The organism is Parabacteroides sp. 52 (genome assembly GCF_010500925.1).
GTDB lineage: Bacteria > Bacteroidota > Bacteroidia > Bacteroidales > Tannerellaceae > QVMG01.
In genome coordinates this window covers 101,549-123,983 of sequence record NZ_QVMG01000001.1, presented here as the reverse complement: position 1 = coordinate 123,983, position 22,435 = coordinate 101,549, and the positions used below count along the sequence as shown (strand labels likewise).

Annotated in this window: 13 protein-coding genes; 10 read left to right on the top strand and 3 right to left on the bottom strand. The window is 39.7% G+C overall.

Translation table 11 applies throughout. The features are described 5' to 3' along the window. Positions 1-10 precede the first annotated feature (10 nt). Genes D0T51_RS00485 through D0T51_RS00465 form a run of 5 tightly spaced genes read left to right on the top strand, consistent with a single transcriptional unit; the run spans position 11 to position 6,783 of the window. Entirely contained in the window at positions 11-814 is an 804-nt protein-coding gene (locus tag D0T51_RS00485; protein WP_163723819.1) for a PP2C family serine/threonine-protein phosphatase, read from the top strand. Between the two features lie 41 nt (positions 815-855). Next, entirely contained in the window at positions 856-2,700 is a 1,845-nt protein-coding gene (locus D0T51_RS00480; RefSeq protein ID WP_163723817.1) for a serine/threonine-protein kinase, read from the top strand. A 46-nt stretch (positions 2,701-2,746) separates the two neighbouring features. Further along, complete coding sequence (locus D0T51_RS00475) at positions 2,747-3,670, top strand: hypothetical protein (RefSeq protein ID WP_163723815.1); 924 nt, start codon at positions 2,747-2,749, stop codon at positions 3,668-3,670. A gap of 12 nt (positions 3,671-3,682) precedes the next feature. After that, on the top strand, positions 3,683-5,881 hold the full coding sequence (locus tag D0T51_RS00470) for a kelch repeat-containing protein (protein ID WP_163723813.1): 2,199 nt from the start codon (positions 3,683-3,685) through the stop codon (positions 5,879-5,881). Between the two features lie 5 nt (positions 5,882-5,886). After that, entirely contained in the window at positions 5,887-6,783 is an 897-nt protein-coding gene (locus tag D0T51_RS00465) for a serine O-acetyltransferase (protein WP_163723811.1), read from the top strand. On the opposite strand, the gene dinB is transcribed toward D0T51_RS00465, so the two are convergent. Continuing rightward, positions 6,773-7,849: a DNA polymerase IV gene (gene dinB, locus D0T51_RS00460; protein WP_163724592.1), complete on the bottom strand. Its 1,077-nt coding sequence runs from the start codon at positions 7,847-7,849 to the stop codon at positions 6,773-6,775. The two genes, D0T51_RS00465 and dinB, sit on opposite strands and share 11 nt — an antisense overlap. Positions 7,850-8,066: 217 nt before the next feature. Between dinB and D0T51_RS00455 the strand changes: the two genes are divergently transcribed. The 3 genes from D0T51_RS00455 (at position 8,067) to D0T51_RS00445 (ending at position 14,084) form a co-directional block, all read left to right on the top strand. Further along, positions 8,067-9,785 carry a phosphoethanolamine transferase gene (locus D0T51_RS00455; RefSeq protein WP_163723809.1) on the top strand — a complete coding sequence of 573 codons (1,719 nt, stop codon included), beginning with the start codon at positions 8,067-8,069 and terminating at the stop codon, positions 9,783-9,785. Positions 9,786-9,800: 15 nt separating this feature from the next. Continuing rightward, entirely contained in the window at positions 9,801-12,311 is a 2,511-nt protein-coding gene (locus tag D0T51_RS00450) for an ATP-binding protein (protein WP_163723807.1), read from the top strand. A gap of 420 nt (positions 12,312-12,731) precedes the next feature. After that, the gene (locus tag D0T51_RS00445; protein WP_163724590.1) at positions 12,732-14,084 is read left to right on the top strand and encodes a sigma-54 dependent transcriptional regulator; all 1,353 of its coding nucleotides are present in this window, start codon (positions 12,732-12,734) and stop codon (positions 14,082-14,084) included. A 148-nt stretch (positions 14,085-14,232) separates the two neighbouring features. Here the strand turns inward: D0T51_RS00445 and D0T51_RS00440 are convergent, their stop codons facing one another. Both D0T51_RS00440 and D0T51_RS00435 read right to left on the bottom strand, forming a co-directional pair. Beyond that, positions 14,233-14,943, bottom strand: coding sequence for a LytTR family DNA-binding domain-containing protein (locus D0T51_RS00440; RefSeq protein WP_163723805.1), 711 nt, complete (start codon positions 14,941-14,943; stop codon positions 14,233-14,235). A 13-nt stretch (positions 14,944-14,956) separates the two neighbouring features. Further along, positions 14,957-17,947, bottom strand: a complete 2,991-nt coding sequence (locus D0T51_RS00435; protein ID WP_163723803.1) for a histidine kinase — start codon at positions 17,945-17,947, stop codon at positions 14,957-14,959. A gap of 266 nt (positions 17,948-18,213) precedes the next feature. Here D0T51_RS00435 and D0T51_RS00430 point away from each other — a divergent pair, with 266 nt between their 5' ends. Together D0T51_RS00430 and D0T51_RS00425 are read left to right on the top strand one after the other, a co-directional pair. After that, positions 18,214-21,387: a leucine-rich repeat protein gene (locus tag D0T51_RS00430; protein WP_163723801.1), complete on the top strand. Its 3,174-nt coding sequence runs from the start codon at positions 18,214-18,216 to the stop codon at positions 21,385-21,387. A 289-nt stretch (positions 21,388-21,676) separates the two neighbouring features. Next, positions 21,677-22,423, top strand: coding sequence for a DUF5131 family protein (locus D0T51_RS00425; protein ID WP_163723800.1), 747 nt, complete (start codon positions 21,677-21,679; stop codon positions 22,421-22,423). The last annotated feature ends 12 nt before the right edge of the window (positions 22,424-22,435 follow it).

Here is a 22,435-nt window from a genome sequence, read left to right as displayed (position 1 = left end):
AACTTCTGTTATGAATATAACAATTGGAAAGCCTTGCGCTATCAGCGACATAGGGGGAAGATTGAATAATGAAGATTCAATTTATCCACAACCAGAGACAGTTGCATCCAATCAGAAATTATTTATTGTATGTGATGGTGTCGGAGGTGCTGAAAAGGGAGAAATTGCCAGTTCTCTGGCCTGCGACTCTATTCAAACTTATTTTTCTACTTTTCTGGAAGGGGAACCTACCCGCGAATTTATACATAAAGCCATACAATACACTGAAGCCCGTTTTGATGATTATATCCGCAGAAACCCGGAGGCTAAGGGGATGGCAACAACGTTAACTCTATTGTATATCGGGACTTCAGGTGTTACGCTTGCCCATGTGGGAGACAGTCGTGTGTATCAATTCCGCAAAGGAGAGATCCTGTATCAGACAGAAGATCATTCCTTGGTGAATTCCTTATTGAAAATAGGTAAAATATCACCGGAGGAAGCGATTAATCATCCCCAAAAGAATGTGATTATACGTGCTATACAAGGGAGAGAACATGCGACAGAAGCGGACGTTATCTTGTTGAGAGATATACAGGCTGGAGATTCCTTTTTTATGTGTACAGACGGGGTGTTGGAAAACCTTACTAATGAAACACTTTCATTTATTTTTTCAACTACTAAAGCGCCGGATTGTATTAAAGATAAATTGGTAGAGACATGCAATGGCAGAACGCGTGATAATTATTCTTTTTATATTGTTCCTATTCATCAGGTACAGGATAATGTTGGCCTGAGACAAATTATTCTTTCTTTTCTTTATTCTTTAGCATAATTAATGTACTTTTGGCAAACAAAAAGATTACATTTGTAGTTATGAATTTGCCTAATGGACATCTTCTTCAAAACGGAAAGTATCGTCTTACTCATATAGTTGGTCAGGGAGGCTTTGGTATAACTTACAAAGGTGTTTGGTATACAGAAGTTAAAGGATCTTTGGGGACTGTTAAAACGGAAGTTCCGATAGCAATTAAAGAATATTTTTTTAAAGATTATTGCTATCGCGAACAGAGTTCGTATGCAGTAAAGGTTCATTCGGAAACCGGCAAAAATCTTTTTCATAAATTCAAAGAAAAACTGATTAAAGAGGCCCGGATATTGTCAGATGTTCATCATCCTCATATAGTCAATGTGTTGGAGGTCTTCGAAGAAAATAACACTGCTTATATTGCGATGGAATATATTGCCGGTTTATCATTAAAAGAAATGATGGAGCGGGAAGGAATTTTACCTGAAAAAAAGGTCCTGAAGTATGTTCATCAAGTAGGAGAAGCCCTTCAGTTTGTACATGAAAACAACATTCTTCATCTCGATATCAAACCCAGTAATATACTGATTGACAGGAATGATAACGCACGCCTGATAGACTTTGGCGTAAGCAAACGCTACGATGAAGAATTGCAGGAGACAAGTACGACTATACTTACCCTGTCAAAAGGTTTTGCCTCTATAGAGCAATATGATAACGAGGGAACTCAGAACTTTTCACCTTATCCGGATATCTATTCGCTAGGGGCTACTATGTACAATTTATTAACATCGAAGATCCCTACCGAATCTATTTTGCGGGCTACTCGTTCATTATCCAAACCGATCGAATTGAACCCGGCTATAAGCGAGAAGACAGAGCGGGCGATCGTTAAAGCAATGGAAATAATACCGGCAGATCGTTTCAGCGATATCCGGGAAATGTTGGAAGCATTAGATAAGCCACCCCAGGAAGAGTTAAAAGAACCGGTTCATGCACCGAACCCCCAACTTTTACCCAACACAGGAGGGGAGGATACGACTCTTTTGTATAATCCGGTGAATCGGACTGCATTGTCCAATGATACAGATGAACAAACGATATTGAATCATCAGGAAGAGAACCGACCGAAAGAGAGAAAGCGGAAACGGCTGTATATCACGTTGCTTTTTATGACAATCGCCTTGGTTGCTTCAGCAATAACTTATATTTTTTATACCAGCAAACCCGTAGTGGTCGATCCTATTGTTCGTACGACTCCGCCGAATAATACAACAGATCCCGTCACCTCTTCTTCTTTACAGGAAGAAAACAAGGAGGATATAGAAGAAGAAAAAGAAGAACATCTTACAATAGATGAACCGAAAAAGGAGGTTGAAAATCATAAAAATCAATCTGTTATCAACGAATCAACAACTTCTCTGATGAAGCCTGATACCCAGAAAGAACCGGTTTCGACTACAGTCCAAGAAACTCCCACTCCGGTTATTGAAATAAATCAACCGACAGAAGAAGAGATAGATGCCACATATAAAATATGGATTACATCTGCTAAGGAGAAAAAGGAGAAAGAGGATTATAAAGGAGCGATAACCGACCTGAATAGAGCAAAGGAACTAAAACTAACAGAAGAAGTCTTTGATCTAATCAATGAAGTAAAAGAAGAAGCCAAAGAAAAAGAAATTGCCGATCGGAAAGCATTGTATGAAGAGAAAGAAGGTATTTCTTTTGGTGAACTTACTATTGTGCGGAAAAAAGTAAACCGACTATATGGAGCTATTGATAATGAAGGAATAGAACGTATTCCTTGTGAATATCCCTACAATGAGAAATCAGGGGATAACCGTGCCTTTATTCGGGAAAACGGAGATGTAGATATTTATAACAACAGAGGAAGAAAAGTAAAGGAGTGAAAATCGAATCTTTATTGAACTAATTATGAGAATACTTGGCTTATTGATGATATATATATTGTTACCTTTTTGTCTGTTCGCACAGGAATATGCCGAATATAACAGGAAGGGACGCGAAGCAATGGAGCGTAAAGATTATAGTGATGCCCGCATGTGGTTTGGTGAAGGGGTTGAATATTGCGATATGTATAGTATAGAGCAGTTGACTTCCATCTGGATGATGCAAGAGACAATGCGTCCTTCCATGCAAAATCTGATGAAAAGATGTTTCACTTGTTTACTCAACCAAGCACAGAAAAATGACACAACAGCTATTCATCAAGTAATCAATTATTATACGCAAGGCATAGGTGTAGAGAAAGATACAAATGAAGCTGCTATCTGGACTGATAAGTTGAATACGGTGAATACGCTGATCGGACAATCAGGGTTGAATATAGAAAAGAAGAGAAGAGAGAAAATGAAATTCCTTCTGGGGTATACCTTTTCGACGGAAGCTCCCATTGGACTTACCTTGGGTGGTATCCATGGGAACGTGGGGTGGTATATTCGGGCAAAGTCGAATTTCTCTTCTATGGATTATACGAATGAATGCCGTACGGTAAATGCCAAAAGTGAAATAACCCATCTTGAAAAAGACAAATCCTATCAGGCCGACAGAGCGAAATCCAATAAAACCAAGAGTCTGATTGGAACAGCCGGTATTATTTTCAAAACAAATGCTTGGCTGTATCTATCTGTTGGAGGAGGATATGGTGAAAGAACCTTATTTTCTCCTTTTATTGTTACCGACAACAATACAAGCCTGACAGAAAATATCTGGTGTAAGAATCTAGATGCTTCTTATAAAGGAGCTGTAATAGAAACAGATGCGATGTTTAGATTCAATAAATTTTTCTTTAGCGTTGGATGTCATACGATGAATTTCAAATACGTGGATATTAATGCTGGGCTTGGTATAATATTTTAAAGAGAAACGAACATGAAACGTATATATATATTCCTGTATTCCATCCTACTGATTGTCGGCTTAGTAGTTAGCTGTGCCGAAGATCCGCAAATGGCAGATAATATCATAGGCGCGGAAAAACCGACAGTAACCACCAAAGAAGAATTTACAGGCCGAACAGCTACATCTGTTACGGTTTATGGCTCGGTGGAGAAAGAAAATGGTTCTATTGTTACTGAGAAAGGTTTTAAATGGCATATAAAAGGACAAAGCTCTTCGGATAAAGATTTTCTTCCGGTAGGAACGGGCAAAGGTGACTTTCAGGGGGAAATAACCGGTTTGAAAGATTCGACGGAATATATTATATATGCCTATGCTACCAATTCGGTGGGAACCTCACTTGGAGATGGATTATCTGTCACGACGATTTCCGGTTTACCTATTGTCTTTACTTTAGAGATTCCTGCGGACTCGGTGAAGGCAGAATCGGTACAGGTCGGAGGAAAGGTGACCAAACAAGGGGAAGGGGAAATACTCCAGCGGGGAGTTTATTATTCCGAGCAATCTTTATTGGGCGCAACAAACCCTAAAGATTCTGTAATAAGTAATATGCAAACAGACTCATTTGTTTGTGTAATTCCCGGACTTAAAATGAATACACAATATTATGTGCAAGCCTTTGTCAGAAATAAATTCGGGGTGGCTACCGGTCTTCAAAAAGTGATAAAAACAACTGATGGTTTACCCAGGGTAGGTAATTTAAAAGAAATAAAAATTGACTTTCTGTATGCTGAGTTTGAAGCTGAATTGCTTAAAGAAGGAGATACTCCGGTAAAGGCACGTGGTTTCTGTGTGGGATTGAATGAAATGCCTACCTTGGAAAATGGAGCAGATACAGTTCATTTGAATAATGAAGAAAGTATATTTTCCGGAAAGTTAATGAACCTGAGCTCGGATGAAGAGTATTATGTACGTGCTTTTGCAGAAAATTCATACGGTATTGGATACAGTGAAGAGGTTCAGTCTTTTATGTTATTAAATCATTTACCTTCGGTGGCAACGAATCCTATCAAACGGGCAGATTCTGAAAAAGGTTTGTTTCATGTCTCTGGAGAAGTGAAGAATGAAGGACTCTATAAAGTGGTTGAGTCAGGTGTTTGTATCTCTTATACAACAAGTAACCCGACAATAAATGACAGTTACAGTGATACGATCCGGATCTCTTCCGGCAAAGGCAGTTTTGAAACAACAGTATATAAGATAAAAGGAAATAAAACCTATTATGTGAGGGCGTATGCCATCAATGAAAACAATAAGGTCGCTTATGGTTCTACCGTAACTCATACAACACCTGCTATATTCACGCAGGCAGATCCTTTCCCTTCGGATGCGCCTTTATTAAAGCCAGGAACGGGAGCTTTTACTTCCATCTCTAATCAAGGATTTTTCTTAGGAGGAGATTCGGGAGAGGAGCCGACAGATAAATTCTGGTTGTTTGACTCCAGGGGATGGAACAATCAAAAGAAATGTCCGATCAAACGAAGCTGGATCGCTACTTCTTCCGTCAATGTGATGATGTATATTTTCGGAGGATTGAATGAAAACAAGATAGCAACCAATGATTTCTATTCTTATAATTCTAACCTGAACACATGGGATGAAGTATCTGTCAGTGGACAGAAGCCGGATCCCTTATTCTATAGTCTCAGCTGTTCAAAAGGAACGAATTTCGTCTATTTGATTGGAGGATTGAGAAAAGATCCGGTAAGCCATGTGGATACCATTATTAAAGATGTTTGGGAATATTCGATCGATCACCGGACATGGACCTTGAAGCCGTCTTTCCCGGAAGGGCAATATGGAGGAATTGCTTTTACTGTTGATAATGTGATATATGCGGGACTTGGAAAAAACACTTTCCCTTCTCCAACAACCCATAATTCCTGGTTCTCATCTGCAGATGGAGCAAACACTTGGAAAACAGAAGAAGGACCTCTTTTACAAGGCGCATTTGCATCAGCAGGCGTTGTGTATTATAAAACCATATATATTGTAACAAATACAGGGTATATATGGAAGTTTGATCCGCAAACGAAAAAGTGGGAGAGTAAATCGCAATTGATCCATTCGATGAAGGATATTCATTGCATGTTTGTTATTGGGGATCATATCTATATAGGATTGGGAGAGAATAAAACATTATTGAAATACGATCCTGTATGGGATAATTGAGAGGTATGAGCCGGGCAGATATCTTGGAACAAATAAAGAAGAATGTGGAGAAACTTTCTGTTTCTGATGCACATTATGCCTATATACCTTTACATCAGAAGCCATCTCCTTCTGTTGCTTCATTGGAAGAGATTATGCATGTATTGCGTCTGGTGATCTTTCCCGGTTTTTTTGGTACGGAGCAGGAAGCTCAAACGGAATCTATCCGGTATTATACAGGCGTTTATCTTGAAAAGATATATGATTTATTGCAGGAGCAAATTTATTATGGCTTATGTTTCGAAGCGGAAGCCTGTTGTGACTCCAAACAAAGGGCTTCGGATATAGCTATCGCTTTTGTAAACAAAATACCCCATATTAAGTATTTACTTTCTACCGATGTGAAGGCTATGCTGGATACCGACCCAGCAGCCAATAGTGCCAGTGAGGTGATTTTTTCTTATCCTGCGATATCAGCTATTTTACATCAACGGGTAGCACATGAATTGTTATTGCTGGGTGTGCCGGTGATCCCCCGTATTATTACGGAAATAGCTCATTCAAAGACGGGTATCGACATTCATCCGGGAGCGCAAATCGGTGAATATTTCAGTATCGATCATGGTACCGGTCTGGTGATAGGGGGAACCACAATAATAGGAAATCATGTTTGTTTGTATCAAGGGGTTACCTTGGGAGCAAAGAGCTTTACATTCGATGAAGAAGGCCTGCCTGTAGATGTTCCCCGACATCCTATTATTGAAGATAATGTAACGATATACTCCAATGCGTCTGTACTGGGGCGCATAACGATTGGGCACGATTCGGTCATTGGTGGTAATATTTGGTTAACCCATGATGTACCCCCTTATTCAAAAGTACTACAAACACGGGCGATTGAGGATAAAACCTTCAGGGTTTGAAATTAAATGTCAATTGGATAGGTAAAGAATGAATAAGTGCTTCGGCATTACTTATATAAATGCCCATTAAACGGATTTTCTTTTCATGGGTATCCACTTGTGTTAACATTTCTTTGGTGATGGCCCAAAGGACCTGGAAGTTATCGATACGTTGTTGCAGGGTTCTGCTTCGACTAATTATTTCGAAGTCGGTATATTTTATTTTTAAAGTAATGGTTCGCCCATAAAAATGTTTGGCATCCATTCGTTCCCATACTTTCCGAGCTATATGGTAGAGTTCAATAGTCAGTCGGGTAGAAGTCTCTAAATCCGTTTCAAATGTATTTTCTGCACCTATCGACTTGCGTACGCGGTTAGGGACCACCTCCCGGTTATCTATTGCACGGGCATTGTTGTAATACATATGTCCAGCTTTACCGAAAAGCCTAGTTAGTCGTTCTTCACTGACTCTTTTCAGGTCAGCCCCTGTATGAATACCTAATTTATGCATTTTAATAGCAGTCACTTTGCCTATTCCAAAGAAAGACTCAATAGGTAATCTTTCAACAAAAAGCTCCGCATCTTGAGGTTCAATAACAAATAAACCATCCGGTTTATTATAATCAGAGGCGATCTTGGCCAGAAATTTATTGTATGAGACACCGGCAGAGGCAATCAGTCCCGTTACTTCTTTGATACGTGTTTTTATTTCTTTGGCAATCAAGGTCGCGGAAGGATTCTTTGGGTGATTCCGGGTAATATCCAAAAAAGCTTCATCCAATGAGAGCGGTTCTACCAAGTCGGTGTATGTATGAAATATCTCCATAATTTGCCGGGATACATCCTTATACACATCAAAACGAGGCGGGATAAAAATCAATTGGGGACATTTTTTCAATGCTGTAGTAGAAGGCATGGCTGACCGTACCCCGTATTTACGGGCTTCGTAACTGGCAGCAGCAACAACCCCTCGTGTTTCTCCATGCCCAACGGCAATCGGTTTACCACGATATTCCGGATGATCCCTTTGTTCGATAGAAGCATAAAAGGCATCCATGTCGATATGTATGATTTTGCGCACAGGAATACGAAGGTAACAGTTTTTACCAATAACATTGTTGGAAGTTTATCTGATTTTTGGAGCAAACACAAAAGAAATTCCAGTGACTGAACATCTTTTATGTATATCGATTGTGTCTTTTTGCCAATAACTTCTAATTTTGCACGTTTAGTCAATGAAACGAAAGGGGTAGAAGCCTAAATCACCCAGATCAGGCCAAATGGCTATAACAAGTGTTAGATAAATGAGGTATTTTGTGAATTTATGGAAATGGATATCCCGACAAGAGCATCTGTATTTTTTGTTTGCTCTTTCATTTGTTATTCCTAACCTGTTCTTTTTAGTAACGGAGCCAATGTCGATCCTCGTTGGTCTGGCTTCTCTCTTTTTACCTTTGGCCTGTTGGTTAGCGGTATTACTTCTTGTAAAGAAACCGGGGATTGTCGTTTGGTGTTTATTCCCTAAAGTGATTTTGGATGGCGGGCAATTGGTTTTGCTTTATCTCTTTGGTGAATCGGTTATTGCCGTCGATATGTTTCTGAATCTAACCAGTTCGAATGCATCGGAAGCGAGTGAATTATTAGCGAATATTCTATTGGTTATTGTCTTTGTCTTTTTTTCTTATACATTGCCTACCTTATGGCTTGCGACCCATTCTGTCCGTATGAAAGACAAATTATCCCCCTCTTTCCGCAAAAAATGGATAAAGAGAAGTGCAGGCATCTTCTTTGTTGGTGTATTGCTTTGTTTTTTTACACCTCTACAGGATCAACAGATTCGTTTAAAGAAAGATATTTATCCGCTAAATGCGCTATATAATCTCTATTTTGCCATAAACAAAGCAGAGAGAAGCCGGAATTATTCAAAGACATCTAGTCATTTTTCCTTTCAGGCAACCAAGAAAGTTTCCCCCAACTGTGAACGGGAAATATATGTATTGGTAGTGGGAGAGACCTCCCGGGCGATGGAATGGAGCCTGTACGGTTACGAGCGAAAGACTACTCCCCGTATGGAAAATAGGGAAGGTTTGGTTTATTTTAAAGATGCCATAACTCAATCCAATAATACACACAAAAGTGTTCCAATTATTTTATCTGCAGCCAGTGCGGAAAATTATGATATTCTTTATGAAGAAAAAGGCATTGTGACAGCTTTCAAAGAAGCTGGTTTCCGAACAGTTGTGATAGCCAATCAAAAGCTTACTACTTCTATGATTGGGGAATTTTACCGGGAAGCGGATACCTTTATCGATATGAATACGATCCGGACGAAGACCGGTAAATTGTCTTTACATGATGGAATGGTTCTTCCATTCCTACAAAAAGAATTGGAACGAACCGAAGAAAATTTATTTGTTGTTATTCATACTTATGGCTCTCATTTTAATTATCATGAGCGTTATCCCACCGATTTTTCCCGATACAAACCGGATAAAGCCGACGGTATCCGTATTTCATTCAAAAATGAACTGCGCAATGCCTATGATAATACCATCCTGTATACCGACTATGTATTGGGAGAGATGATTGATATGCTGGCAAAGACAAATGCCTGTTCTTCTCTGTTGTACTTAAGTGATCATGGAGAGGATATTTTTGATGATAAAAGGGAACGCTATTTACATGCATCCCCTATACCTACTTATTATCAATTGCATATACCTTATGTTATTTGGTTTTCCGAGGCCTACCGCAAATCGTATCCCGGGAAATACGAGACTGCTTTGGGACATCAGGAAGTACCGGTCAGTTCGAACAGTGTTTTTTACACGATGTTAGATTTGGGAGGAATAGAAACGCCTTTATCTAATGATACATGGGCACTGACCAGTCCGGATTATACAATCCGAGAGCGTATGTACCTCGACGACCATGATGATCCGATACCGTTCTGGAAAGTAGGGTTGAAGAAAGAAGATTTTATCATGTTGGATAAATGGAATATAAGTTATAATAAAGAATAAGAAAAATTAGATAGTATGAAAAATCAATTAGGACGAATAGCTCCCAAAGTTGTTTTAGGCTATATCATACTTATTGTTATAGCCGTTGGTTCTCTTTCTTATATTTATAATGTTATTGATAAGATTGCCGCCGAGGAAGATGTAAATAGTATTCCCCGAAAGAAGATTTACCTGGTAACAGAAACACAAGCCCTTCTATTGGAAAGTGAGACCATGGGGCAATTGGTAGATATGGAAGAGGACGATTATTCCTATTTCAATGCCACCCTGGATTTGGCACATCAGAACATGGACTCTTTGCGTTTGTTAATCACTGACTCTTTGTTGCTCCTAAAGATCGATACGATCGATATGTTGATTGAACGCAAACGAGCCAACACCAATGACCTCTTGGAGATTTGGAAACAGGCCAATGCCGACCTATATGCTAAAAATATAGCCAAAGCGATGGCTTCGAAAGCCCCATCGGTAGAAGAAAAAGAGATTCAGGAACGGGTAGAGTTAAAAAAAGATACGGTTATTGTGCAAGGCCGAAAACGCAGTTTCCTGAAACGACTGGCAGAAGTGTTTGTGCCGACCGATAAGGACTCTAGCATAATTGTAAGTGCGAATGAGCAAACTGTAAAAGATACAATGGTCAATGCTTACAATCCGAATGAAGCGATCCATAAAACTCTTAAGAATATTCAAAACAATGTTGCCGGAGAGAGGAAACGATTGCGGGAACTGCTTGTGGATCGTTCTTCCACTTTGCGCTACGATAACAGTTTGATATCGAGTCAGATCAATCAGATCCTCCGGGATATGGAAGAAGAAGAATTGACAAATTCCCTGAATCGTTTGCAAAGCAGACAGGACATTTTAGAGCAGACCTCTTATCTGATAAGCGGGATAGCCCTTATTTCTTTAATCGTCGCTATTTTCTTCCTGGTTCTGATTGCCCGCGATCTATTCAAAAGTAATTTTTACCGCAAACAGTTGGAAAAAGAAAAAAAATATACGGAAGACCTCTTACATAGCCGGGAACGGTTAATGTTGACTATCAGTCATGACATCCGCGCTCCTTTGTCTTCTATCATCGGTTATATTGAACTGCTGCAGCGTTCTTATCCGGATGAACAACAACGTTTATACCTGAAAAATATGAGTGGATCCTCTTCTCATATTCTTTCTTTGGTAAATGATTTGTTGGATTTTCAACGATTGGAATCCGGACAGATGGAAATACATGAAGTACCCTTTAAGGTCCCGGATTTATTTCATGAGATTTATGATAGTTTTCAACCGCAGGCTTCCAAGAAAGGATTGGAATTTGTATTGGATATAAAAGAAGAATCCGATTTCGTCTATAAGGGAGATTCGGTACGTATCCGGCAAGTAATCGGCAATCTCTTATCGAATGCCGTGAAATTTACACAGCAGGGAAAAGTCGAAATAAGTGTTGATTGCAGTCAGTTGGCATTAAATAATGAAGAACTGGTAGATGCGGAAGGAAATATCCTGCCTGTAACCTCCAACCTGATCGTTACAGTATATGATTCGGGGGCGGGTATTCCGGAGGAGGAACAGAAAAAGATATTTGCAGAGTTTACCCGTCTGCCGGGAGCCGAAAAGACGGAAGGTTTTGGTCTGGGGCTTTCTATTACAAACAAATTGGTGGCTTTGATGGGAGGGGAGCTCTCTCTGCAAAGCACTGCCGGACAAGGAAGTGCTTTTACGGTTAGTCTTCCTTTGCCTTTCTCTGATAATCAATCTTTACCTGATCCAGTCAAAGAAGATACGATTGTGGATAATACTCTTTTTGTGAATCGCTCGGTGCGTTGCCTGATTGTTGATGATGATTTATTACAATTGGCCTTGATGGAAGAAGTATTGAAACAAAATCATATAAAGGTGACCTCCTGCATTAATCCTTATGCTGTACTTGATATATTGAAAGAAAGTGTATTTGATGTGGTGATTACCGATATTCAAATGCCGGGTATGGATGGTTATGACCTGGTGAAACAAATCCGCACATCCGGTATTCCCGGACTTGACGAATTGCCGGTAATCGCTCTTTCTGCAACTGTAGGAAAGGATACTCAGCGTTATTTGGATGCCGGTTTCTCTTCTTCTTTAGATAAACCTTTTACGGCCGAACAGTTGGTAAATTTATTGAATAAACTGCTTCCGGTTGATCTGGATGTAAAAACAGAACCCGATTTCTTGTCATTAACCGCCTTTGCCGGAGAAGACAAAGAAGCTTCCGCCCATATATTACGCACTTTTTCAACTGAGACAAACAAGAGTCTGACACTGCTTCGGGAAGCGCTCGCGGAATCTGACCGGGATAAATCAGCACGGGTATCTCATAAATTGATTCCTTTATTTACCATGTTGGGGGCTGATATTCTGGTTCAACAATTGAAAATATTAGAAAAAAATAATGTGGAATTATCGGATGCCGGATGGCAACATTTACTTACGGATGTAATCGATCAGGCATCTTCCATTGTCGACCAGGCAACATTGGCTTTGGAATAAAGTGTGGATTAATTCCCCAATTGTGGACAAGTTCCCCAATTTTTAAAAGAAATAGAAAGGGTATCCTTACAATGGATACTCTTTTTTATTTATTGATTATCAGATAGATATAAAATAGTTTGATCGGTAATAGATGTTTGGCACGAAGTTTTCTATATACTAAGTGAAAACAACGTTTCTACATTTATACCGTTATATATAAATTCATATTTATACCGTTACACATACATTTTACCGTTTTAAATTATTAATGGAAGTAAGGATGTGATATTATAACTTCCATACAATTTTGAAAGGGCACTCTACGGAGTGTTCTTTTTCTTTTTTTAGGGTTTAATATGTACGAAATATTTAAAAAGTATTACTTTTACGTTTGCAATTAGATGTAATTATAAATATATTTTGTGTGTAATGAGCGGTATACATTCTATTTTAATTTTAGAAGATGATATCACATTTTCATTAATGCTTGCAACCTGGCTAGGAAAGAAAGGATTCCAAGTCGATACCATAGCGTCGGTTAAAGAGGCTAAACAAAGAATGGAAGCCAATACATATGATTTGCTTCTCTCTGATCTGCGTTTACCTGATGGAGATGGTATTGAACTCTTGAAATGGATGAATGAAAAAGAATTATCGACTCCTCTTATTATGATGACCAGTTATGCCGAGATACAAACAGCTGTATTGGCCATTAAGTTAGGTGCATTTGATTATATAGCCAAACCTTTGCATCCGGAAGATTTATTAGAGAAGATGCAGGAAGCTTTGAAAGCCCCAAATACATCCACACAGCCAAAGGAACCGGATTCTCCGGACAAACAAACAGCCTCTCTGGATGGAACCTATGTCCTTGGAAAAAGCCCGGCTGCTATTCAATTGTATGAACATGCACGTTTAGTGGCTCCAACAGATATTTCGGTATTGATTACCGGATCCAGTGGAACCGGCAAGGAACATATTGCCCGCTATATTCATGAGAATAGTAATCGCCGCAATGCCCGTTTTATTGCAGTCGATTGTGGAGCTATCCCCAAAGATTTGGCTGCATCCGAATTTTTCGGTCATATAAAAGGATCTTTTACAGGCGCTATAGAAAATAAGACCGGTGCTTTTGTTGCCGCTCAGGGAGGAACTATCTTTCTGGATGAAATAGGAAACCTTACTTATGAAATACAAATTCAGCTTTTGCGTGCTTTGCAGGAGCGAAAGATAAAACCCATAGGAACGAATCAGGAAATAACAATAGATGTTCGTTTGTTATCTGCAACAAATGAAAACCTTCGTTCGGCGATAGACCGGGGAGAATTCCGTGAAGATCTTTATCATCGTTTGAATGAATTTACGATCCGTATACCGGATCTAAAAGAAAGGAAAGAAGATTTCATGTTATTTGCCGCACTTTTTCTCAAACAATCCAATAAAGAACTGCATAAGAACATCCTTGGCTTTGATCCGGAAGCATCCCGTTTATTGGAATCTTTTTCCTGGCCAGGGAATATACGTCAGTTGAAAAATGTAATCCGCTATGCTACTTTACTGGCCACCAGCCCTTATATTACAACGAAAGAATTGCCGGTAGAAATAACGGAGAGTGTATCTTCACCTCCTATATCCTCATCGGCTACTCTTTTACGCAACGAAGAACATGAACGCGAACAAATCCTCAAAGCTTTAAAAGAAGCCGGTAACAATAAATCAAAAGCAGCCCAACTGCTTGGCATAGACCGTAAAACATTATACAACAAACTGAAACTGTATCAGTTGGATTAAAAAACGAAGGCTATTTCACCTTTTTTTCAGGGAGTATTTTACTGTTGATAGCTATCGTCAGTAGTAACGATAGCTATCATCAGTAGTAACGATAACTATCATCAGTACTGACGATAGCTATCAACACTAAAATTATGCCCCCAAAAAGTTATTTACGCAGGTTGAACCAGTAAGCAATCTCTTTCATGCAAGAGCGACTGCAGGAGAAGTCTTTTTCATACTGATCCAACGAAAGGGTTATTGTTTTGTCTTTGGGATTAAAACGTTTGATCACATTCCGATTGACAATACATTGTCTATTGATATAGATGTAATGGGTGGGTAATTGTTTTTTTATTTCCGACAAGACACCTCTGACCGCTTTGATCGGATTATCCTTGGTATAGATCCGAATAAGGTTTCTGTCTTCTTTTTCAATAGCCAGAATTTCGTCTATACCGACCGGGAAGAGTCCGTTGTAAGACGAAAAAAGGATCGATTGTTCACTCTCCGGCTGTTGTTGTATGAAGCGATCGATCATTTCTGCCACCTTTTCTTTGTCAAAAGGTTTTAGTATATAACCGGAAGCGCCCCTATTTAAAGCCTCCTGTGCATACTCAAAATCTTTGTAAGCAGAAACCATCACTGTAAAAGGCAAATTGCCGGATTGTTTCAATTCTTTGAGAATGCTTATACCATCCATATGAGGCATCACAATATCTGTAAATAACAGGTCATAGGGTGTCTCTTTCAATAACTGTAAAGCTTCTAACGGGTTATTCGTATGGGTAAGCAGGGCGTCGGGTTGTATTTCGGTAATTATATTGACCAGGTAAAGCCTGGATTTATTTTCATCGTCAACTACTAATATTTTATACATAGGGCATAGATCTTTACAAGGTCATAAAATCCGAAGGAATATGTAACTCGAAACGGGTGCCGGAAGCTGTTCCGGCTGCATCGTATAAGTCGATCACCTGCATAAAGGATTTTTTGTTTTTGGAGTTATACAGTATATCTAACTGTTGCTCAACGATGACAAGTCCTTCGCCGGTTCCTTCCGTTCTCCTTTCTTTTGCTTTTTTTCTTCCTATTCCATTGTCTTCGACAGAAATAATATGATAATTCTTTTGTATAATGGCTTCGATCCGGATAAGACCCACTCCGTCTTTGTGGCGCAGGCCATGTTTCAGGGCATTTTCACAAAAGGTTTGCAATACCATGGCGGGTATCATCAATTTCAGGTCGACCTCCGGAGCGATGGAAAACTGATATTCCAGTTTGTCTTCAAACCGCAACTTTTCCAATTCCAGATAGGTACGTGCATACTCTAATTCCTCTTCTATACTTCGGGCGGTCTTTTCGGCATTCAATAAGGTTTGTCCGGAAAAGTGGGAAAACTCCACAACGTATTTCTGTGCCTGGGATTTGTCTTTCTCAATCAGGTAATTGATTGAATTTAAGACATTACCCGTAAAATGTGGAATATACTTTGAACGTACGGCACGGTATCTCAATTGATCGATCTCCCTTTTCTTTACCTGGCTCTTTATCACCTGTTTTTTTACCAAAAGAACAATCAAAACACCCCCTGCAATAAAGAATGAAAACAAGAGCAATAATCCGGGCAGAGTCAGCCAGAACGGCTTACCGATGGTTATAACGGAAGAGAAAACACTGTCCGACCAATGTTGATCATAAATGGAAGATTGCACTTCCAACCGATGATTGCCATGCGGTAAATTCTGGAATATAAATGTTCGGTTCGTATCGTATTGCCAAGTATCGGAGTAGGGGATCAGGCGATAGCGAAAGCGTAACTTTTCAGGATCGGAAGTAAATGCCTGTAAGATTTCAAAGCGAAGAAAATTATCTGTATGTTTTAATTTTATACCGGTCGAGTCTTTGGCCAGTGAATGCCATTCATTCTGCCTGTTGGCATAAGAAACCGAGGCTATAAAAGGAGGGGTTAGGGCTGGTTCCGGTATTTTTAATAATTCATCGGGAAGAAAACGCAAGGCCTTATCGCCTCCTACCAGCCAAACATAGCCTTCTTTGTCTTCCCAGTAGCCGTTTTGTCCGCATTCAAGAATATCCACACCTTGATAATAACCAAAGGAGCGAATGTTTATTTGATGCGTTGAATGATATTGGGGCAGATCCAAGAAATGAATTGTTCGGGAAGAACCGTAAATGAGATACTTATTCTTATAATTTCCGACAAAAGCAATCTCATCTGTTTCTATGCATCTGTTTTTTCCTTTTTTATCTTCGGCAAACAGGCCCTGAACGGTTCCTTTCCATAAAGTACCGGTCGAATCGAGCACCATAGAAATTAAGGATTTATAAGGACGTTCCGTCAATGTATCGGGCACCAATACCCCTTTTTCTTCATCCAGATATCCTTCTTCCTGAAAGGTGCCATACCGCAACCGTTGGTTTCCATCCCGGCAAATCGACACGACGAATCCTTGTGTATCATTATATACTGTTCTATTCAACGGACTGTCAATCGCATTTATATTTGTCAAGGGATATTCAAGCCCCGACGTAAATACGTTATGGGTAAGTGTATCGTAATAGGCTATTAATCCAATATTTGTTTTTACGCCTTCCAATTGCGTATTATTCCCTTTGCGGGGATCAAAGACGGCGGCACCTCCGAGATGCGTCAGGTACAATCTGTTGATAGAATCTGTGCATCCGCCCATATATCCGTAGATAATCTCTTTCTTTTGTCCGTTTTCAATATAATCGGCTTTCTGCAGATTCCCTCTTGTATCCGCTCGCCATATGCCATGTCCATATAAACTGAACCAGATATTTCCAAACACATCTTTTTTCACATCCCATATACTTTCATTCCGGCTGATCCCGGGTTTATAGGATTCAAACAGGAGGTTATAACAATTATAAATACCTTCTTCTGTGCTTAACCATAAATGATTATTACGGTCTACCAATGCATGATTGATAATGGGTGTTTCTAAGAGTAAAGGCCTGGGAGTGCGTGTGCTGTCGACAATGAAGGAGTTGTGTTGAAAGGTTGAATAGATATATATACTATTCTGATTCATCTTTCTTGCTGTTTGTGGCATAGAAACCCCTTCGATTACCCGATAGGTGAACGTGTCTTTCTCCAATGAAAAAATATAATTGAAATTTATCCTATCATCCGAGTAGGGGTGACCTATAAAGGATCGGTTATCTATTTTTACTTCGATTTCCAGGTGAAAGGATAAATTTTGAAAGACTGAATAATTGTTTTCCTCTATTAATAATAACTGACTGAAAGATACATCTTTCTGATTGGAGCTGGTAATAAGAATCCCTTTGGGGGTATCAAATATAGAAGAAGTAAAAGGAACTTTGTACGTACTCTTTGTATATTGCCTGGTTAGAAAGTCAAATACAAAAAAGTGCCGGGGATTGTAACTTCCTAAATCTCTTTCTTTGTCGCAATTGAAAATATAAAGAGAATGATCTTTTAAAAGAAACGAAAAGCCTCCTTTTGTTTTATAATTATCAGGTAGTTCATACTTTTCAATCTTTCCATCGGTATGTAAGAGAGAGAGGCCTGCCGCGGATAAGAAAAAAACAATATCCTGGTATTGATCGATATATTTTACTCTTCCATCCATAGTCAATGCATTTTCCTTGACATAGTTCTTAAACACTTTCCCGTCGAAACGACTCACCCCATTATTCGTTGAAAACCAAAGATATCCGTACGAATCCTGAAAAGAATAAAAGACCTGAGCCTGCACCAGCCCATCACGTACGCCATAGTGGTGATAAGTCAATGATTTCTCCATTTTATTCTCTTGTGCCATCAGAGAAAAACAATAGACAAGAAAGAGACAAAGCAATATGGTTTTTTTCATCAATAGGAACTTCTTATTTACACACGCAACAAAGATATATAATACGATCGACAGATGGCTTAAAATAAAGAACCGTTCAATACGAAAATAAGACCGTTCGGCCATGATATACAACGGATCAATGCAAATACTATCCCATTCGCAACCCCGGGGTAAATCCGCTTATTTTCTTCCGAAAGATTTCTTTAATTTTGTTAATCAGATTGGTGCGATAGAAATATCTCGCTATTACACGGTAAAAATGTATCTATAATAAATGAGAAACAATGAAAACAAAGACTTTTTTACGGGTAATCTTTTTACTCATAGTACTCTTTCCGGTCATTTCAGTAGAAATGAATGCGCAAAAACGCATAAAAACAATCCTCTCGGATGAAGAAGGAAAGGACTTTTTTGATTTTTATTATGACGAGTCGGGGCGGTTAACTTCTTATAAAGAAACATACACTGTCAATAAGAGTTGGGAAGTGAATCGCTTTTTCTACGATTCATCCGACCGCTTAATCCGGATGGAAAGACACGATTTCCCGGCAAACGAAATAGACCGTCTTTATGAATTTACATACAGTGGGGATACTATTTTTGCAAAATTCGCCTACGAGGGGGAGTGGAGTAAATACATTGACACACTGATTGTTGATCCGTCTGACTGGCGTTTGTTGAAAAGCATCTGTGAAACCGAAATCTTATACGCATATGACAAGGCAGGCAATATGGTAAAAATGACAGATCAAGAAGATACGGAAACTTTTGTGTACGATGATAAGCCGTCTGTATTCTCCAACCAGCATTTCCCTCGTTGGTTCTGGCAGTTTGACGGGAATGAGAACTTTGACCATTATGCCAATCCGAACAATGTCGTGCAGGTAATATATACTCATATGGAACCGGATGTAAACACGTATACCTATGATGCCGAGGGATATCCTACGGCATTATTGGACGAAGGAGCCCCTTATTATACGTATGTCTATGAAAATGCTTCAACGCCGGAAGATCCGGATGCGAAATATAAGCCCCTGATAGAGGAATACAACAAAGCCTGTGAGTCGTTTATACATATAGATAATACCTTTTCAACCCTGGAAGCCCGACAGAAAATAGATGTTGCCGACGAATTGTTAAAAGGATTCTGGGAGCAATCCTATAAAACAATAACAGAGACGGCAAATTATCCGAATAAAGATCCTCGTGTTTTGGTCTACAAAGCCTTTGTGTATTATAATTTATCTGTGGCCTTCGGGGCTGTTCCTTTGAATCCGACAACCTCTCCGCGGACGAGTATAAACGAATTGTATCAGCAATTGGTGGCTGATTTGCAAGAAGCTATTGACTTATCTCAGGATAAGGATACGCAGTCGATGGCGCAGTTTATTATCGGTTCTATCTATATGCAACAAGGGAAATATGCGGAAGCTTACCCCTTTACAAAAATATTGGTGAATAATTTATCCTGGAATCATTCTCTTTATGGTGATAATAACTTGGTTACGATCTCTTACCTGTTGAATGCCGAATGTGCATTAGTTGCCGATAATCTGCAAGAAGCGATCGCCTCCATAAACTCGATTGATATGGGAAAAGGAATGGCACCTTCCTTGACAGCGGCGGCTTCCTCTCAGGACATTCGTACAGCTATAAATAATAAATACCGTAGCTATACGCAAGGTATGAACTACCAGAATATCTCTCGTTTGAAACAAAATGCGGACTGGGCGGAGCAGTATACACTTTTACCTATACCGGCTGCCGCGATTTCTGCCAATGCCCATTTGACCCAAAACCCGGGCTGGGGCGAAAAAACGCCGTCTGAATTTGAAATTGAAAAGGGGGAACTTATAAAATATAATGGAACGGGAGGTGCCGTTGTACTACCGGAAGGGATTACTAAAATTGGAGATGAAGTCTTTTTGAATAATAAAAAAATAACATCAATCGTTATTCCGGAAGGAGTGACACATATTGGTTCCCGTGCGATCGCCTGGTGTGAAAAACTTACCCGGATAGATCTACCCAATTCACTTGTTAATATTGGTTCTCAGGCTTTTGCTTCAACTGAAATTTCATCTATTACTATTCCTGAAAATGTGTCACAAATAGGGGCTATGCCTTTTTACCAATGCAGAAACCTGGCAGCCGTAGGGGTTGCCTCCGGTAATTCTTATTATAAATCCATAGAGGGTGTATTATACGATAGTGGAATCAAAACGTTGTTGCAATGCCCGAATAAAAAATCAGGCAACTTATTAATTCCGAATACGGTAGAGAGAATAGTCGATCAGGCATTCGATGGAGGTAATTCGGTTTTGAGGTATATCTTTTTACCCGCTTCCTTGACGCATATAGGGTATTGGTCTTTGCAAAATCTATTGTCTCTCCATACAATAGAAGTAGATGCTGCCAATAAAGTGTATGCGTCAGAAGAAGGAATACTCTACAATAAGGAGAAGACAACGTTGATTTTCTGTCCACAGAAAAATACGATCTCCGACTTATTAATTCCCCATACGGTAAAAAGAATAAAAGAGGAAGCTTTTAGTTTTAATAATTCCTTTTTGGTGTCTATAACGATTCCATCCTCCGTCGAACACATTGAAACCTCTGCTATTTTAGGAGAAAATCTGAAAACAGTATATGCCTTAGGACGTACACCGGCAACGGTTGAGCATTTAGGTTTTCAACTGAGTAATCTATCAGCCTGTACCCTGTATGTGCCCACAGGAACAAAATCGTTGTATGAGAAAGCTGCTGCATGGAAAGACTTTGGAACGATAAAGGAGTATGATCAAGATATCCTGGTTGAACAACCCGAAACAGAAGGGGAGGAGGTAAACAGTATAGCGCTCTCCTGGGATGTTCCTATGGGAATAAATATGGTCGGCACATTTACGGTAGAGTTTCCTGAAGGCATCGTTTTGGATGAACCCAATACACATCTGGATAAATCGTTGCAAGAGTCGTTCGATTGGGTGTGTACGGCATTACCCCATAATGCCTGGCAAATAGAGATAAAAGAGAAAAACCCGTTACGCAGTGCCTTGCGCTCTTCTTCTTCCCGCAAAATCATGGATATAGCCTATACTACTGATCACACGATAACCGGCAAAACATATACCATTCATCTGACAAAGATCGATTTTACCTTGAGTAATGGAGGTAAAATAACCAAGGATAAGCTTTCCGTAGATATCAAAGGGAATAATAATCCGACAGGCATCGAGACCGTAGAAACCAGTGTCACCAGTGTATCTATCATAGACGCTAAATTAACCGTAAACTCCCCGGCTGCAGAGACCATAGAGATATACTCATTCAACGGGAAACGACTCTTTGCAGCTTCCAAATCCGAAGGCGAGGCCACCTTCACCATCCAACAGATAAAAGAACATACTTTGATCATAAAAGGAAGTTCCGGATGGGTGCGGAAGGTGATGAATTGAAAAAAATAAAACGCTAGATCTTGTAGAGAGAGGATGCAGGTCTCGGTAGGGACTGACTCAAAAGTAATTCAATACGCAGATCAGACAGATGGTTACAGATTTTATTTATTTGATTATCCTGTGGTTATCTGTCTTATCTGTGTCATCTGTGTGCAAATTACAGACTTTGGGGTCAGCCCCCTGCCGAGACTTTCCAGCTATTAACAACGACTGTTCATCAGATATTTACTAAATTTGTTGGCAATTCAATGAGTATAGAAAACACAGATTACGCAAGATTACCGCATATATGCCTAAAAACGCTATTGAATCGAAATCGAAGATGTGGAACCTGTGGCACGGTTGTCATAAACTGAGTGCCGGTTGCCAACATTGCTACGTTTATCGGGGCGACTCAAAGCGGGGTATTGACAGCAGTATCATTGCCAAAACCAAAAACTTCGACCTGCCTATCCAAAAGAAACGCAACGGTGAATACAAAATACCTCCCGGTTCACTGGTTTATACTTGCTTTACTTCCGACTTCTTTGTCGAAGAAGCTGATGAGTGGCGCAAAGAAGCGTGGGAAATGATACGACTTCGCAGTGATCTAAGATTTATGATGATTACCAAGCGCATCGACCGTCTGCAAGAATCATTACCTGACGATTGGGGCGATGGCTACGATCATGTAACTATCTGTTGCACCATCGAGAATCAAGACCGGGCCGATTACCGCCTGCCTATTTATAAAGATGCTCCAATAAAACATAAGATTCTTATTTGTGAACCGCTTTTGGGTCGTATCGACCTTAGTCTGTACAATATAGGCTCGTGGGTGGAGCAAATCGTTGTCGGCGGAGAATCCGGTTACGATGCCCGGCCCTGTAACTTCGATTGGATTATGGAATTACACGATTTGTGCGTAAAGCAGAGTGTTTCATTCTGGTTCAAACAAACCGGAGCCAGGTTCTTCAAAGAGGGGAAACTATATCGTATTAATCGCAGACTACAGCATGCGCAGGCTCGGAAAGCAGGGATTAATTTTAATCCTTAGCTTTTCCAAAAA

Bases quoted from the DNA above. Each gene is read 5' to 3' on its own strand.
- D0T51_RS00485 (WP_163723819.1), top strand. From the start codon at position 11: ATGAATATAACAATTGGAAAGCCTTGCGCTATCAGCGACATAGGGGGA.
- D0T51_RS00480 (WP_163723817.1), top strand. From the start codon at position 856: ATGAATTTGCCTAATGGACATCTTCTTCAAAACGGAAAGTATCGTCTT.
- D0T51_RS00475 (WP_163723815.1), top strand. From the start codon at position 2,747: ATGATATATATATTGTTACCTTTTTGTCTGTTCGCACAGGAATATGCC.
- D0T51_RS00470 (WP_163723813.1), top strand. From the start codon at position 3,683: ATGAAACGTATATATATATTCCTGTATTCCATCCTACTGATTGTCGGC.
- D0T51_RS00465 (WP_163723811.1), top strand. From the start codon at position 5,887: ATGAGCCGGGCAGATATCTTGGAACAAATAAAGAAGAATGTGGAGAAA.
- D0T51_RS00455 (WP_163723809.1), top strand. From the start codon at position 8,067: ATGAGGTATTTTGTGAATTTATGGAAATGGATATCCCGACAAGAGCAT.
- D0T51_RS00450 (WP_163723807.1), top strand. From the start codon at position 9,801: ATGAAAAATCAATTAGGACGAATAGCTCCCAAAGTTGTTTTAGGCTAT.
- D0T51_RS00440 (WP_163723805.1), bottom strand. From the start codon at position 14,943: ATGTATAAAATATTAGTAGTTGACGATGAAAATAAATCCAGGCTTTAC.
- D0T51_RS00435 (WP_163723803.1), bottom strand. From the start codon at position 17,947: ATGAAAAAAACCATATTGCTTTGTCTCTTTCTTGTCTATTGTTTTTCT.
- D0T51_RS00430 (WP_163723801.1), top strand. From the start codon at position 18,214: ATGAAAACAAAGACTTTTTTACGGGTAATCTTTTTACTCATAGTACTC.
- D0T51_RS00425 (WP_163723800.1), top strand. From the start codon at position 21,677: ATGCCTAAAAACGCTATTGAATCGAAATCGAAGATGTGGAACCTGTGG.